Genomic DNA, 11,814 nt, shown 5'->3' with positions numbered 1-11,814 from the left:
GCTACGCTCCGCACCTCGCCGGTGCGTTCCTCTCTCCGTGGAGTGGCCTACGCCCGGGGTGTCGTCGCCCATCCGGCCCGTAGCCGCATCCGCGGCGCCGTGCGCGAGCGGCGCCGGGTCGCCCTGTTCTGGTCGCACCGCAAGGAACGGACCGAGAACCCGGCATCGCCGGCGTGGTCGACGTGCGGAGGGCGCCGCGCCGCCGGCCGTTCCGCAAACGGGCGTGTGGGTGCTTCGGCACGCGTTCGACCTGCCGGAGAAGGACACCGCGCTCGCCCTCGGGATCTCGGTGGGTACGGTGAAGAGCCAGACGTCGAAGGGCTCGACCGCGGGGGCGAGCCGGACGGACCGCTGCGGTCGGACGGCTCGGTGGACCCGCACGGCAACCGTGCGGTTGAAGGTCGCGCAGACCGGCGGGGTGTCCTCGACCGGAGCCTGGCACACCCTGGAGAGACCCGGCTTCACCGGGACCGTGACCGCACGCGACGGCTTCCTGGTCCACCCGTGGACGCTCAGGCCGGGCCGCGAGGTCCCGGCCGCGGCGAGTGGCTGTGCGCGGGCCGGTACAACCACGAACGCGGCGGACGCGGCGCCCGCGCCGGCACCTGCACGATCGCGGCCGCCGCGGGCGGTACGCGGTGACCGGCGGCTTCGGCGGCCGCACGCCGGCCGACGGCGAGTGACGGCACCTGCGCCGCGGGCGGAATGCCCGGCGGAGAGGCGAAGCGGGCCGGAGGAGCTGCCCCGGCCCGCTTCCGTCGCCTACGACACGAAGTAGGTCGGGTTCGGCAGCTTGTACGTGCGGTCCGCGTGGCCGCCGTCCAGGTCCGAGTACTGGTCGCCGAAGTTGGCGATGATGTCGTACCCGAGGTCCTTCTCGATGTGCTTGCGGGTGCCGGACTTGTACTGCACGGTGGTGCAGGTCCAGCTGCCCGCGGTCGCGCAGCCGCTCAGGTACGACGGCGGGTTGGCCGAGTCCTTCAGGAACATGTGCCCGGCGTCGAGGTTCACGTCGGCACCGGTCTTCTTCAGGTTCTCGACGGCGGCGGTGCGCTGCGCCTCGCTGAGACCGGAGTTGTAGAAGACCTCGACCCCCTTCTCCGCCGCGTACCGCACCAGTTCGGCGCTGCCGAAGACGCCCGGACGGTCGGCCTTGTTGACGTAGGCCGCCCAGGTGGCGGAGTTGTACGTGTAGTTGTAGCGCTTCTCGTAGTCGAGGCTGAGCAGCAGCGTGTCGTCGATGTCGAAGACGACGGCGGGCTTCTCGCCCTTGCGGTGGGCCTTGCGCGCGGCCCGGTCGATGTACCGCTCGGCGTCCTTGTCCAGACGCGCCAGGTCCTTGGCGTACTGGCTGGTCGGCGACGCCTGGTAGACGCCGTCGGCGTCGGCGGCGGTGCCGTAGTAGGTGTCGATGTCCTTCACCAGGAGCCCGATGTTGTAGGGCTCGTGGGTGGAGTTCGCGGTCGACTGGCCGGCGGTGGCGGCGCCGGCGCCGTAGAGGGCACCGGCGGCGACCGTACAGGCGGCGGTGACCGCCGCGATCCGAAGTGACTTATGCATGACAGGAGTTCTACGCGCGTCATCCTGGTGGGCGCGAGTCCCGTTGCCTGATCGATATCACTTCCCCGGGCAAAAACCGGGTCAAGCGCCCTGGAGGGAATGGTTCCGGATGTCCGGGTCAGTCCATGCTGGCCCCGATGGTGGTGCTCCCCGTCGTCAGGAAGGTGGTCGCGGGCGGGGGGCTGATCCCGGGGCTTCGGCGTCCCGCCCGCGTTGCCGTGGACGATGACGGCGGCCCGGGGATCACGGCTCGCGCCCCGCAGGGGCGGTCCCGTCTTCTCGGCGGGCACGTTCACGACCTCGCGGTACGTCCCCGGGTGCACGACGATCGTCCACCCCGGCCCGGACACCGCGTCCACGGCCGCCTGGACGGGTGCCGAGCAGGTCGACGTTGTCGAACTCCCCCGCCGCGCGCAGCAGCGTGGCGAGCACGATGGCGTCCTCGACCCGTCTGGGAGTTGCGGAGCAGCACCCACATCGCGGAGGTCAGCGCGCCGGAGACGGCCCAGGGCGGGAAGACCAGCGCCCGGCCAGGCGCCCGCCCGGCGAACGTCTGTTGACGACGAGCACCGGCGCCGGACCGAGGAGCAGCTGCAGCCCGGCTTCCACCACGGCCCACTGGGCGCTGAAGGTCAGCGTGTCCCAGAACTGCGGGTCGTGCGCGAAGGCCCGGGTGAAGTTGCCGATTCCCGCGAAGCCGTTCCGGCCATGACTGTTCCTCGTCCGCTCTGGTGACAGCGGGTGCAGGAAGGCCTGCTGCATGCACGTGGTTGAGGCGCTTCGACGATCATCGGTGCCGGCTGGGGCGGTTGCGGGTGGTGCGGTCAGCCCGCGTACGGGTCGGGGACCTCGCCCGGCCGGGCCAGGAACTCGAAGTCGCAGCCGGTGTCGGCCTGGGTGATCTCCTGGTCGTAGAGCGCTCCGTAGCCGCGGCGCGAGCGCACCGGCGGCGGCGTCCACTCGGCGCGGCGGCGCGCCAGCTCCTCGTCGTCCACGTCGAGCCGCAGACTGCGGGCCGCGACGTCCAGCGTGACGGGGTCCCCGGTGCGGACCAGGGCGAGCGGCCCGCCGACGTAGGACTCGGGCGCGATGTGCAGGACGCAGGCGCCGTAACTCGTGCCGCTCATCCGGGCGTCGGAGATCCGCACCATGTCGCGCACCCCCTGCTTCAGCAGGTGGCCGGGGATGGGGAGCATGCCGTACTCGGGCATGCCGGGGCCGCCCCTGGGCCCCGCGTTGCGCAGCACCAGCACGCTGTCGGCGGTGATGCCGAGGGCGGGGTCGTCAATGGTGCGCTGCATGGTCCGGTAGTCGTCGAAGACGACGGCGGGCCCGGTGTGCCTCAGGAGCCGCGGTTCGGCGGCGATGTGCTTGATGACGGCGCCGTCCGGGCAGAGGTTGCCGCGCAGTACGGCGACTCCGCCCTCGGCGGCCACCGGGTGGTCACGGGTCCTGATGACGTCGTCGTCGTGCACCCGGGCGCCGGCGAGCTGCTCGCGGTAGGTGTCGTGGCAGACCGTCGGACGGTCCAGATGGAGCAGGTCGGGGATACGGGAGAGGAAGCCCGGCAGGCCGCCCGCGAAGTGGAAGTCCTCCATGAGGTGGGTCCGGCCGCCGGGGCGGACGTTGGCGAGGACGGGCACGGTGCGGGCGATGCGGTCGAAGTCGTCCAGGGTGAGCCGGACGCCCGCCCGGCCGGCCATGGCGATGAGGTGGATGACGGCGTTGGTGGAGCCGCCGAGGCCGAGGACGGTGGTGACGGCGTCCTCGAAGGCGTCGCGGGTCAGGAGCCGGGAGAGCCGCAGGCCGCGGTGGACGAGGTCGACGATCCGCATCCCCGCCCGGGCCGCCATCCGCTCGTGCCCCGAGTCGACGGCGGGGATGCTGGACGCGCCCGGGACCGTGACGCCGAGGGCCTCGGCGGCGGCGGTGAGGGTGGAGGCCGTCCCCATGGTCATGCAGTGCCCGGGGGAACGGGCCAGCCCGCTCTCCAGCTCCGCCATCTCGCAGTCGCCGATCAGACCGGCGCGTCTGTCGTCCCAGTACTTCCACATGTCGGTGCCCGAGCCGAGGACCTCGCCCCGCCAGTGGCCGGGGAGCATCGGTCCCGCAGGGACGAAGACGGCCGGCAGGTCGACGGAGGCGGCGCCCATGAGGAGGGCGGGGGTGGACTTGTCGCAGCCGCCCATGAGCACGGCACCGTCGACCGGGTACGACCGCAGCAGTTCCTCGGTCTCCATGGCGAGGAGGTTGCGGTAGAGCATCGGGGTCGGCTTCTGGAAGGTCTCGGAGAGCGTGGCGACCGGGAACTCCAGCGGGAAGCCGCCGGCCTGCCAGACGCCCCGCTTGACGGCCTGCGCCCGGTCACGGAGGTGCACATGACAGGGATTGATGTCCGACCAGGTGTTGAGGATCGCGATGACCGGCTTGCCGAGGTGCTCCTCGGGGAGGTACCCGAGCTGGCGGGTGCGGGCGCGGTGACTGAAGGAGCGCAGGCCTTCGGTGCCGTACCACTGGTGGCTGCGGAGTTCCTCGGGCCGCTTGCGGGGCGCGTTCACACGGACCATCCGGAGGCGATCGCGGCGACCTCGGCACGCTGTTCCACGGGCAGCTGCCTGCTGGGCGGGCGGACGTCGCGGCGGCAGAGGCCGAGGGAGGCGAGGGCCTCCTTGACGACGCTCACGTTGTCGGCGGAGCCGTGGGCCGCGCGGAGTTCCTCGAAGCGGCGGACCTGTCCCCAGACCTTCATGGCGGCCGGGAAGTCCCCGGCTCGAAGCGCTTCGATCATGTTCAGCGACACGGCCGGGGCGACGTTCACCAGGCCGGAGGTGAAGCCGGTGGCGCCGGCCGAGAAGTAGGAGGGGGCGTAGGGCTCGGCGAGACCGGCCACCCAGACGAAGCGGCCGAGACCCGCGTCCCGGGCGAACGCGGCGAATTTGGCGGCGTCGGGGACCGCGTACTTGACGCCGATCACGTTGGGGCAGGCGTCGGCGAGCTCGGCGAGGCGGGCACCGGGCAGCCGGGCGTTGCGGACGTAGGGGACGACGCCCAGTTCGGGCACGGACTCGGCGATGGCGCGGTGGTAGTCCACCCAGCCGCCCTGCGAGACGTACGGGTGGACGGGCTGATGGACCATCACCATCTGCGCGCCACGCTCGCGGGCGTGCCGGGCGGCGGCCACGGCGGTCGGCACGTCGTGTCCCACCCCGACGAGGATCACGGCCCGCTCCCCGGCCTCCTCGACGGTCAGCTCGGTGACCAGCCGCCGTTCCTCGGGGGTGAGGGCGTAGAACTCGCCGGTGTTGCCGTTGGGGGTGAGGGTGCGGATCCCGCCGTCGAGGAGGCGGCGCAGCAGGGCCCGGTGCGCGTCCTGGTCGAGGCTGCCGTCCGGGGCGAAGGGGGTCACCGGGATGGCCACCACGTCGGCCAGGGCCGCCCGTCGGGTCTCCAACGCCACGCTGTTCATGCCTGTCCCTCCGTTGCCCGGGCTTCGGGGTACGCGCGCTCGACGAAGGACGCGATGTGGTCGCGCAGGGCACCGGCGGCGCCGTCGGCGTCGCCCGCCGCGGCCAGCCGCAGGATCTCGCGGTGTTCACCGGCCTCCTGTTCCCAGGAGGGGGAGGCGGCCCAGGCGACGGCGGAGACGAGGGCGGCCTGGTCACGGACCTCGTCGAGCATCCGGCCGAGCAGCGGGTTGCCGCACGGGAGGTAGAGGGCGCGGTGGAAGTCCCGGTTGGCGAGGGAGCGTTCGGCGGTGTCGGTCGCGTGGTCGGCCCGGGCGAGGGCCGCGCGGGCGGCGTCCAGGGAGGCGCCCTGGCGGACGGCCCGGCGCAGCGCCTCGGGTTCGAGCAGAAGCCGTACGTCGTAGACCTCGCGTGCCATGTCCGCGTCCACCATGCGCACCGTGACGCCCTTGTACTGGCTCATCACGACCAGTCCGGTCCCCGCGAGGGTCTTGAGCGCCTCCCGCACGGGGGTCTTCGACACCCCGAACTGCGTGGCCAGCTCGGTCTCCACCAGGGGCTGACCCGGCGTCAGCCGCCCGGTGAGGATGCGGTGCTTGATCGCGTCCAGCACATACTGCGTCCGGGACGGAATCGGCATGGGCACAGAGGTCATGCGCGCCTCTCGGGGTCACCGGCCGGCTCCGGCGAGCCGATCCGACGTATCTGATCTCGCGTATCACGTCTCATGTATGACGTACGAAGTACGACGCGGATGAAGGTAGGAGGACTGCCGTGGTCCGTCAATGCTTCTGACAGAGACCTCCTGCCGGACGAGCCCCGGGTTCAGAGACCCCGGGCCTCGCCCTCCCGGGCCACGCCGGTGGGCCGTCCCGACACCGCGCCCGCCCGTGCCGCCGCCTCCCGGGTCAGCGCCGGCCCCACGTGCGTCACCAGCAGCTCCCGCACACCGGCGTCCCGGGCGATCCGCCCCGCGTCCTCGGAGGTCAGATGCACACGTTCGCCCTCGCGATGCTCGTCGAGATCGGCCTCGCACAGGAAGACGTCCGCGCGGGCGGCCGGCCCGGTCGGCGCGTCGCCGGGCCCGCTGTCCCCGGAGTACGCCGGCACACTCCCCTGGCACCCGGCGCGCAGCCCGTAGGCCTCGGCGTCGTGGGCCACCGCCCGCGCGGCGAGCCGCAGGTTCCAGTGCTGGACCATGTGGCCGTCGTACAGCGGCCGGAAGTCCAGCACTCCGTCCAGGAAGCCCAGGTCCGGCCGGCCGAGGAAGCCGGCCGGCCGCTGCGCGCAGGCCTGCGGCGCGTACACCGGGATCGGCGCGGCCGGCGTCATCCCGCCGAAGGCGTACGCGGAGGCCGCGGCCAGCAGATCCGCACAGTGGTCCGCGTGCAGGTGCGAGATCCAGATCGCCGTGAGCCGGGCCGGATCCGTGTGCCGCTGCAATTCCGCGAAGGTCCCCGTCCCGGCGTCGACCCACACCTGCGCACCCCCGCCCCGCAGCAGACAGCCGGAGCACGGGCGGCCGGGCCGGGGGTGCGGAGAGGCGGTGCCGAGGACGGTGAGGCTCAGTGCCATGGCCGGGAGCGTGCGGATCCGGCACCCCGCCCGCGCACGGTCCGAGTGGATCTACGGCTTTGGGCCCGGTACCGTCACGGCTTCCAGCCGGGGTCCCGGCCGCTCAGCCCGACCGTCCGCGCCAGCAGCGGCGCGCTCTCCGGCACCGCGACCAGCGGGCCGAAGGGGCCCCGGTCGGCCTGCGCCGCCGCCCGCAGGAAGCCGTACGCCGCCTCCAGCGCCGCCGGGTCCGGGGTGTACTCCTGCCCGGTGGCCCGGGCCAGGTCCCAGCCGTGGACGACCAGTTCGTCGGCGGCGACGGCCGCGGCCACCTCCCCCGGCAGGTCGATCCCGCCCGCCCGGGTCATCCCGCCCCACGCGGACGGCTCCCGCCAGGCCCGCGCCAGGGCGTCGAGCGCCTCGGGCAGCTCCCGCCGCCACCCCGGGTCCAGTCCCGGCAGGCCGGCTGAGCGGCTGCCCTCGGTCGAGGCCCCGAGGTCCTTGCGGGCCGCGTCCCGGAAGGCCACGGACAGCCCCGCCACATGGCCCAGCAGATGGCGGACCGCGTACTCCGGACACGGGGTGGCCCCCGTGAGCTGCTCGTCCGTCACCCGTTCCGCGAGCCTCGCCACGATCCGCGCCTGCGGGCCGAGGTCGATCATGGTGCTGCCGGTCATTCCCGCCGCCTCCCAGTTCCGTTCCGGTGATCTCCGTCGGTGGGTGGACCTCACCGCGGCCGAGAACTCATCGCTGCGCCCGCGGCCGGGCGGATTTCCGCCGTCCCTCTAGGGCACCTTCCCGATCCCCGCGCCCCGGCCTTAGGCCCACGATGACCAGGCATGACCACCTCCTGGGCCGTCACCCGGCTGCTCCGTGACCGCAATGCCGGCCTCTGTCTGGCCGGTGTCGTGGTGTCCGGCTTCGGCACCTCGGCGCTCTGGCTGGTGTCGGGCGTCTGGGTCAAGGACCTCACCGGCTCCGACGGCCTCGCCGCCCTGTGCACCGCCGCGCTGTGGGCGCCCACCGTGCTCGGCCCCGCTCTCGGCACCCTCGCCGACCGGGTCCGCCGCAAACCCCTGCTCGTCCGCCTGAACCTCGTCCTCGCCGCTCTCCTGCTCCCCCTCTGGACGGTCGGCTCGCCCGGCTCCGTCTGGCTCCTCTTCACCGTCCTGGTCCTGTACGGCGCGGCGGGCGTCGTCGAGGACGCGGCCGGCTCCGCCCTGGTCGCCGCCGCCGTCGACCCTGCCCTCCGCGGTGACTTCAACGGGCTGCGGACGACCGCCCGCGAGGGCATGAAGCTGGTCGCCCCGCTGACCGGCGCCGCGCTCTACACGGCGTACGGCGGGCCGGCCGTGGCGCTGCTGGACGCCGGCACCTTCGTGCTGGCGGCGGGCGTGTGCGCGCTGCTGCGGGTGCGGGAGGAACGCCCGCGGCCGGCCACCGGGAGCCGGCGGCGGGAGACCGCCGAGGGCGTCCGGCTGGTGTGGGGCCACCCGGCGCTGCGTCCGCTGGTGCGGGCGGGCGGCGCCACGATGTGTCTCGCCTCGCTCGGCAGCAGCCTGAACTACGCGGTGGTGGACGCACTCGGCCACGCCCCCGCCTGGACGGGCGTGATGTACACCGTCCAGGGCGCCGGCTCGGTCGCGGTCGGACTGGTCTCCGGGCCCGCCCTGCGGCGGCTCGGAGAGCGCCGGTTCGCGGCGTACGGCATCGCGCTGACGGGGGTCGCGGTGGCCGCGCGGGCGGTGCCCTGCGACGCGGTGGTGCTGGCGTGCAGCGCGGCGGGCGGGCTCGGCCTGCCGTGTGTGCTGATCGCCGCCCACACCGCCGTACAGCGCGAGATCCCGGCGGCGGCGCTGGGCCGGGCCACCGCGACCGCCGGCACCTTGATGTTCACGCCGAACGTGATCGGGCTGGCCGTCGGGGCCGCCCTCGTGGAACTCGTCGACCACCGGCCGCTGTTGGTGGTCCTCGGCGGCGCGCTGCTGGCCACCGCCCGGTCACTGGCTCAGCGCAGCGCCTCCCGCACCGCCGCCAGGTCCGAGTCGGACGCCAGCCCGGCGTGATACAGCCGCACTTCGGTCGCGCCCAGCGCATGCGCCCGGGCCGCGTCGGCCCCCAGTGTGCCGGGGCTGCCGCCCATCCCGGAGACCACCGTGAAGTTGGCGGCCAGGACGGTGTGCTCGCCCGCGTGCTCCGCGAAGGGCGCCAGCAGGGCCGTACCGCCCGCGCAGGGCACCACGACACCGTCCGCGACCGTCAGCACGTGGGCGGGGTCCACGCCCGCGTTGGCCCCGCAGTGGTAGGCCACCGGGTCGGCGTGCAGCAGGACCTGGAAGCCCTCGGGGGCCGCCGCGCGCACCGCGGCCACGGCCGCCTCCTGGAGCGTGCGGGCCTGCCCGTCGCGCCACGCGCGGGTGGCCGCCGCCACCGGTTCACCGAGCAGCTTCTCGACCGTCGGCCACCCGCCGTCGTCCGCGGCGCCCCGCCACAACGGCTCCAGGGCCTCACGGACGACCGCGGCCAACTCGTCCGCGTCCAGACCCTGTTCGCCGTACCCGGCCCGGCAGACCGGGCAGAAGCAGAGCGCCATCAGGTACTGGCCGGCGTCTGCCAGGCCGACCCCGGCGGTCTTGTCGTGGGCGTGCAGATGCTGCAGGCCGTACCAGCCGAGGGACTCCAGCTCGGTGCCGGCCGCGCCCGGGCGGACGGCGGCCTCGGCGGCGAGGCCGGTCAGGTACGCGCGCGTCGCCGGCTGGGCGATGCAGGGCGCCCAGGGGTAGCGGTCGCCGTAGGCGTTGACGACCGAGGTGTCCGGGTGCTCGGCGCCCAGCCGGGAGCTGTGGGCGAGGACCACCCAGGTGTGGACGTCGAGGCCGGCGCCGGCCAGGGCTTCGGCGGCTTCCCCGTAGGCGTCGCCGGGGGCCCAGTCTCCCGCCGGACAGGGGCGCAGCCGACGGCCCGCCCAGTGGTCGCCCGACGGGTAGTAGACGGCCGCGTACTCGGCGGTGACGATGCGGTGGCGCGGGTGCCGGGGGGTCAGCGCGCGGGTCGAGTGGTAGGCCGAGGCGAGGGTCACCTGGCGCACGCCGAGCGCGGCGATCCGTTCCGGGGCCCCGGGATCCCCGTTCACGTCCCAGGGGTAGACGAACGCCGACGCCTTCACGCGCCCGCCTCCAGCAGCGCGTACCCGCGCTCGATCAGCTGGGCGAGCTGCTTGACGTGGTCCTCGCCGGGTTCGTGCAGCGGGGGCCGGACCTCGCCGACGTCCAGGCCCCGCAGCCGTACGCCCGCCTTCACCAGGGAGACGGCGTAGCCCCGGCCCTGGGCGCGCAGTTCGACGAACGGGCGGTAGAAGCCGTCCAGCAGGCGCTCCACCGTCGGCCGGTCCCCCTCGCGCAGGGCGGTGTGGAAGGCGAGGCCGATCTCGGGGACGAAGCAGAAGACGGCCGAGGAGTAGAGGGAGATGCCGATGGCCTGGTAGGCGAGCTGGGTCTGTTCGGCGGTGGGCAGGCCGTTGAAGTAGAGGAAGTCGCCGGGGACCTCGGTGCGCACGGCGCTGACGACGCGCTGCATCAGGTCCAGGTCGCCGAGGCCGTCCTTGAAGCCCATGATGCCTTCGGTGCGGGCGAGTTCGACGACCGTGGGCGGGGTGAACACCGCGTTGTCGCGCTGGTAGACGATCACCGGGAGATCGGTCGCCGCCGCCACCTCCCGGTAGTGCCGCAGCAGGCCCTCCTGCCCGGCGACCACCAGGTAGGGGGGCATGGCGAGCAGGCCGTCGGCGCCGGCGTCCGCGGCGAGACGCGCGTAGCGCACGGCGAGCGCGGTGCCGTAGCCCGCGCCCGCGATCACCGGTACCCGGCCCTCGGTGGCCGCCACGGCCTCGCCCACGCAGGCCTCGAACTCCTCGGGCAGCAGCGCGTGGAACTCCCCGGTGCCGCAGCACGCGAACACGGCCGCGGCACCGGCCTCGACGCCCCGGCGCACATGCTCGCGGTAGACGTCGAGGTCGAGGGAGCCGTCGGCGCCGTAGGCCGTGACGGGGAAGAAGAGCGGCCCGCGCGGGTCACGGAGCCGCGCGGCGAGAGGGGCTGGCGTCACGGGCGCTCCCTGTTGATGCATGTGTCTGATCAGCGTCCATATTCATGAACGCGACCACGTTACGATTCCCCATTGGTGGCGGTCAAGCCGTGAAACGGGCAACACGAAGGCGGATTACCGCACTCCACGGCACACTTGACCCAGTACGCCCCCGCTCCCTAGCGTGTCCATGGATGTGAATGCCGCCCATGTACGCGATCGGTGTCGAATCAAGGAGACCGCGAATGCCCGCTCCCCGCACGCTACTGCTCACCGGCGCCGCAGGCGGGCTCGGCACCCTGATGCGGTCCCTGCTCCCGGAGTACGGCTACGAACTGCGGCTCTTCGACGTCCGCCCGATCGACGGCGAGCCGGACGCGATCACCGCCGACCTCGGCGACCGGGACGCGCTGCGGGAAGCGGTGCGGGGCGTGGACGCGGTCCTCCATCTCGCGGGGATCTCCCTGGAGGCGCCCTTCGAGAAGATCCTCCGCTCCAACATCGAGGGCACCTACCACCTGTACGAGGCCGCCCGTGAGGCAGGTGTGCCGCGCGTCGTCTTCGCCTCCTCCAACCACGCCGTCGGCTACACCCCGGCCCCGCGCGCGGGCGACCCGCTGATCCCGGTCGACGCCCCTCGCCGCCCCGACACCTTCTACGGCCTGTCCAAGTCCTTCGGGGAGGACCTCGCCCAGCTCTACTGGGACCGGCACGGCCTGGAGACCGTCTCCGTCCGCATCGGCTCCTGCTTCGCCGAGCCGGCCGACGTGCGCATGCTCTCGGTGTGGATGAGCCCGGCCGACGGCGCCCGCCTCTTCCACGCGGCCCTGACCGCCGAGGAGGTCGGCCACACCGTCGTCTACGGCTCCTCCGCCAACACCCGTCTGTGGTGGGACCTCACCGGCGCCCGGGCCCTCGGCTACGAGCCGCGCGACGACTCCGAGCGGTTCGCGCAGAAGCTGATCGCCGAGCACGGCGAGCTGGACCCGGAGAACCCGGCCCACACCCATCTGGGCGGCCGGTTCGTCAACGACCCGCCCATCTGGCCCTACTGACGGCGTACGGGATGCCGGACACGGCGGCGGGGCGGGCACCAACCGTCCCGCCCCCCCCCGCAAACCGGCCCCGGGCAAGCCCGCGGCCCCGAGCCGCA

General features: G+C 73.7%; 10 protein-coding genes and 3 pseudogenes. 3 read left to right on the top strand and 10 right to left on the bottom strand.

From position 1 onward, the window contains the following. Positions 1-39: 39 nt before the first annotated feature. Positions 40-322 (top strand): annotated as a pseudogene (locus ACFXI4_RS04695) (sigma factor-like helix-turn-helix DNA-binding protein); the annotation flags it as partial. A gap of 440 nt (positions 323-762) precedes the next feature. Here the strand turns inward: ACFXI4_RS04695 and ACFXI4_RS04690 are convergent. The 8 genes and pseudogenes from ACFXI4_RS04690 to ACFXI4_RS04655 form a co-directional block, all read right to left on the bottom strand. Beyond that, complete coding sequence (locus tag ACFXI4_RS04690; RefSeq protein WP_384988162.1) at positions 763-1,560, bottom strand: HAD family acid phosphatase; 798 nt, start codon at positions 1,558-1,560, stop codon at positions 763-765. A gap of 191 nt (positions 1,561-1,751) precedes the next feature. Continuing rightward, a pseudogene (locus ACFXI4_RS04685) lies at positions 1,752-2,069 on the bottom strand (hypothetical protein); the annotation flags it as partial. Further along, positions 1,988-2,265, bottom strand: a pseudogene (locus ACFXI4_RS04680) (sugar ABC transporter permease); the annotation flags it as partial. The pseudogenes ACFXI4_RS04685 and ACFXI4_RS04680, both read right to left, overlap by 82 nt. Positions 2,266-2,384: 119 nt before the next feature. Continuing rightward, complete coding sequence (gene araD, locus ACFXI4_RS04675; protein WP_384988160.1) at positions 2,385-4,127, bottom strand: L-arabinonate dehydratase; 1,743 nt, start codon at positions 4,125-4,127, stop codon at positions 2,385-2,387. Then, positions 4,115-5,026, bottom strand: coding sequence for a dihydrodipicolinate synthase family protein (locus ACFXI4_RS04670; RefSeq protein WP_384988158.1), 912 nt, complete (start codon positions 5,024-5,026; stop codon positions 4,115-4,117). The genes araD and ACFXI4_RS04670 overlap by 13 nt, the downstream gene beginning before the upstream one ends. Further along, complete coding sequence (locus tag ACFXI4_RS04665; protein WP_384988156.1) at positions 5,023-5,679, bottom strand: GntR family transcriptional regulator; 657 nt, start codon at positions 5,677-5,679, stop codon at positions 5,023-5,025. The genes ACFXI4_RS04670 and ACFXI4_RS04665 overlap by 4 nt, the downstream gene beginning before the upstream one ends. Positions 5,680-5,849: 170 nt before the next feature. Continuing rightward, a complete protein-coding gene (locus ACFXI4_RS04660; protein WP_384988154.1) occupies positions 5,850-6,599 on the bottom strand; it encodes an MBL fold metallo-hydrolase in 750 nt (249 codons plus the stop codon). Between the two features lie 74 nt (positions 6,600-6,673). Continuing rightward, positions 6,674-7,255: a TIGR03086 family metal-binding protein gene (locus tag ACFXI4_RS04655; protein ID WP_384988152.1), complete on the bottom strand. Its 582-nt coding sequence runs from the start codon at positions 7,253-7,255 to the stop codon at positions 6,674-6,676. A gap of 162 nt (positions 7,256-7,417) precedes the next feature. Here ACFXI4_RS04655 and ACFXI4_RS04650 point away from each other — a divergent pair, with 162 nt between their 5' ends. Beyond that, positions 7,418-8,644: an MFS transporter gene (locus ACFXI4_RS04650; RefSeq protein WP_384988150.1), complete on the top strand. Its 1,227-nt coding sequence runs from the start codon at positions 7,418-7,420 to the stop codon at positions 8,642-8,644. Here ACFXI4_RS04650 and ACFXI4_RS04645 read toward each other — a convergent pair. Both ACFXI4_RS04645 and ACFXI4_RS04640 read right to left on the bottom strand, forming a co-directional pair. Continuing rightward, positions 8,587-9,744, bottom strand: a complete 1,158-nt coding sequence (locus ACFXI4_RS04645) for a hypothetical protein (RefSeq protein ID WP_384988148.1) — start codon at positions 9,742-9,744, stop codon at positions 8,587-8,589. The two genes, ACFXI4_RS04650 and ACFXI4_RS04645, sit on opposite strands and share 58 nt — an antisense overlap. Then, on the bottom strand, positions 9,741-10,682 hold the full coding sequence (locus tag ACFXI4_RS04640; protein ID WP_384988146.1) for a 5-dehydro-4-deoxyglucarate dehydratase: 942 nt from the start codon (positions 10,680-10,682) through the stop codon (positions 9,741-9,743). Before ACFXI4_RS04640 ends, ACFXI4_RS04645 begins: the two co-directional genes overlap by 4 nt. A gap of 224 nt (positions 10,683-10,906) precedes the next feature. Here ACFXI4_RS04640 and ACFXI4_RS04635 point away from each other — a divergent pair, with 224 nt between their 5' ends. Further along, entirely contained in the window at positions 10,907-11,716 is an 810-nt protein-coding gene (locus ACFXI4_RS04635; protein ID WP_384988144.1) for an NAD-dependent epimerase/dehydratase family protein, read from the top strand. Positions 11,717-11,814 lie beyond the last annotated feature (98 nt).

Source organism: Streptomyces sp. NPDC059224, assembly GCF_042754285.1.
GTDB lineage: Bacteria > Actinomycetota > Actinomycetes > Streptomycetales > Streptomycetaceae > Streptomyces.
Note: the sequence above shows the minus strand (reverse complement) of the source record. Positions and strands in the feature narration are given on the sequence as shown.

Bases quoted from the DNA above. Each gene is read 5' to 3' on its own strand.
- ACFXI4_RS04690 (WP_384988162.1), bottom strand. From the start codon at position 1,560: ATGCATAAGTCACTTCGGATCGCGGCGGTCACCGCCGCCTGTACGGTC.
- araD (WP_384988160.1), bottom strand. From the start codon at position 4,127: ATGGTCCGTGTGAACGCGCCCCGCAAGCGGCCCGAGGAACTCCGCAGC.
- ACFXI4_RS04670 (WP_384988158.1), bottom strand. From the start codon at position 5,026: ATGAACAGCGTGGCGTTGGAGACCCGACGGGCGGCCCTGGCCGACGTG.
- ACFXI4_RS04665 (WP_384988156.1), bottom strand. From the start codon at position 5,679: ATGACCTCTGTGCCCATGCCGATTCCGTCCCGGACGCAGTATGTGCTG.
- ACFXI4_RS04660 (WP_384988154.1), bottom strand. From the start codon at position 6,599: ATGGCACTGAGCCTCACCGTCCTCGGCACCGCCTCTCCGCACCCCCGG.
- ACFXI4_RS04655 (WP_384988152.1), bottom strand. From the start codon at position 7,255: ATGACCGGCAGCACCATGATCGACCTCGGCCCGCAGGCGCGGATCGTG.
- ACFXI4_RS04650 (WP_384988150.1), top strand. From the start codon at position 7,418: ATGACCACCTCCTGGGCCGTCACCCGGCTGCTCCGTGACCGCAATGCC.
- ACFXI4_RS04635 (WP_384988144.1), top strand. From the start codon at position 10,907: ATGCCCGCTCCCCGCACGCTACTGCTCACCGGCGCCGCAGGCGGGCTC.